The sequence below is a fragment of the Arthrobacter sp. TB 26 genome (assembly GCF_000427315.1).
Classification (GTDB): Bacteria; Actinomycetota; Actinomycetes; order Actinomycetales; family Micrococcaceae; genus Arthrobacter.
The window spans coordinates 1-1,699 of the sequence record NZ_AUPJ01000184.1; the positions used below are offsets into that span (position 1 = coordinate 1).

Genomic DNA, 1,699 nt, shown 5'->3' on the forward strand with positions numbered 1-1,699 from the left:
GTCGCGTTAAGGGCCGGCCGCGGAGACAGGTACGGACAGGGCCTCCCGCCGCACACCGCAGCCTTCTAGGGTTCGAAGCGTGCGTAATACGAGAGAGATTCGCAAGGTCCCGGCAGCGAAGGCTGGGGGCGGGGGCTGGTCCCGTCGGCTGCACTGCTGTGGGGGCTGCAGTTCGCGTTCCTGAACCCGGCGCTGCACTGTTGCTGGTCGCACTGTTCGACGCCACCCCCGCAGACGTCGGCTGGGTGCTTGCTGTCTACAACGCCAGCGGTTTCCTCGCGTCGCTTCTGGTGCCGGTCTACGCCGACCGCACCGGGGAGACTACCTGCGGCCCCTGCTGGCATGCGGGGCGCTGCCCCTGGGCCTCGCAGGCCTCCTGGCGTCCACGACGTCGCTTCCGGTCGCCGCCGTCGGCCTGATCGCCGTCGTCGGCCTGATCGCCCTCGGCGGTCCCGCCGGAGTCGGAAGTTCGCTCCTTTTCGCGCACCTCAAGCATGCGGGGGAGCTGACGGAATGGCGCGCGCGGCACCTGCCGCGGGAGAACAGGAGTCCTGCAGCGGCGGGTGATCCGACCGGAAACGATCCCGTCCGAACCCTCCGCTAAGCACCCTTAGCAAGTGCTTGTCAGGGCCCTGCCGTCCCGCTAGTTTGGAATCCGCGGCACCGCCACCTGTGGACAGCCGCAGAACGGGTTCCCGGCCAGAGGAGACATGACGATGGCAAGCGTGCAGGAAAGCATTGAAGTCGACGTTCCGGTGTCCACCGCGTACAACCAGTGGACGCAGTTCGAGACTTTCCCCGAGTTCATGAAGGGTGTCGAGGCGGTCGAGCAGATCGACGAAACGTCCCTCCAGTTCCGCACCGGCATCGCCGGTGTCCGGCGCGAATACTTCGCCCAGATCACCGAGCAGATCCCTGACCGCAAAGTCGCCTGGGTCAGCACGGACAGGCCCCGAAACGCCGGAACCGTAACCTTCGAGTCCCTGGGTGCCGAACGCGCCCGTGTCAACGTGGAACTGGAGTGGGAACCCGAGGGGCTCGTGGAAAAGGCGGGCTCGGCCGTCGGTGCGGACAGCCGCCAGGTCACGGCGGACCTCGGCCGCTTCAAGGAGTTCATCGAATCCCGCGGGATCGAAACCGGCGAATGGCGGTCCTCGGTCGACCGGGGCGAAGTGGACGACGCCGTCGGCGACACCGACAACCAGCTGCCGGGATAAGCCGTGCCGACGAAGAAGAATGCGCCACGCGGCTCCGAGAGCCCAAGCATCAAGGACCCGGAACTCTATGAAGAGCTGCTGGAGGACGGGGCGTCACAGCAGAAGGCCGCCCGCATCTCCAACGCCGCGGCCAGGGACGGCAGGTCGGCAGTGGGCCGCAAGGGCGGGAAAGCCGGCGACTACGAGGACTGGACCGTCCCCCAGCTCAAGCGACGCGCCAAGGAGATCGGCCTCAGGGGATACTCGGCCAAGAGGAAAAGCGAGCTCATTTCTGCGCTCAGGGACTCCTGATCCCGGTGGCCACGGGCCGGACAACCGACAGCTCAGGCCTCCTTCCGCGCGGTCTGCGCGGCGGCTTTCGTTCCGGCGGCTTTGGGAGCGGCCTTCGCCGCGGGTTTAGCCGCGGCCTTGGGGGCGGTCCGGGGTGCCGTCTTGGGCGCGGGCTTGGCCGCCGCCGACTTCGAAGCGGGCGTGGCGGCAGG

At 68.0% G+C, this 1,699-nt stretch carries 3 protein-coding genes; all 3 read left to right on the forward strand.

Annotated elements, in window-relative coordinates:
- Positions 1 to 200 precede the first annotated feature (200 nt).
- The 3 genes from K789_RS25020 to K789_RS0106365 all read left to right on the forward strand — a co-directional run bounded on the left by K789_RS25020 (position 201) and on the right by K789_RS0106365 (position 1,508).
- On the forward strand, positions 201 to 419 hold the full coding sequence (locus K789_RS25020) for a hypothetical protein (RefSeq protein ID WP_128081573.1): 219 nt from the start codon (positions 201 to 203) through the stop codon (positions 417 to 419).
- 291 nt (positions 420 to 710) lie between these two features.
- Positions 711 to 1,217, forward strand: a complete 507-nt coding sequence (locus tag K789_RS0106360; protein ID WP_237739535.1) for an SRPBCC family protein — start codon at positions 711 to 713, stop codon at positions 1,215 to 1,217.
- Between the two features lie 3 nt (positions 1,218 to 1,220).
- Complete coding sequence (locus K789_RS0106365) at positions 1,221 to 1,508, forward strand: Rho termination factor N-terminal domain-containing protein (protein WP_024366030.1); 288 nt, start codon at positions 1,221 to 1,223, stop codon at positions 1,506 to 1,508.
- The last annotated feature ends 191 nt before the right edge of the window (positions 1,509 to 1,699 follow it).

Bases quoted from the DNA above. Each gene is read 5' to 3' on its own strand.
- K789_RS0106360 (WP_237739535.1), top strand. From the start codon at position 711: ATGACGATGGCAAGCGTGCAGGAAAGCATTGAAGTCGACGTTCCGGTG.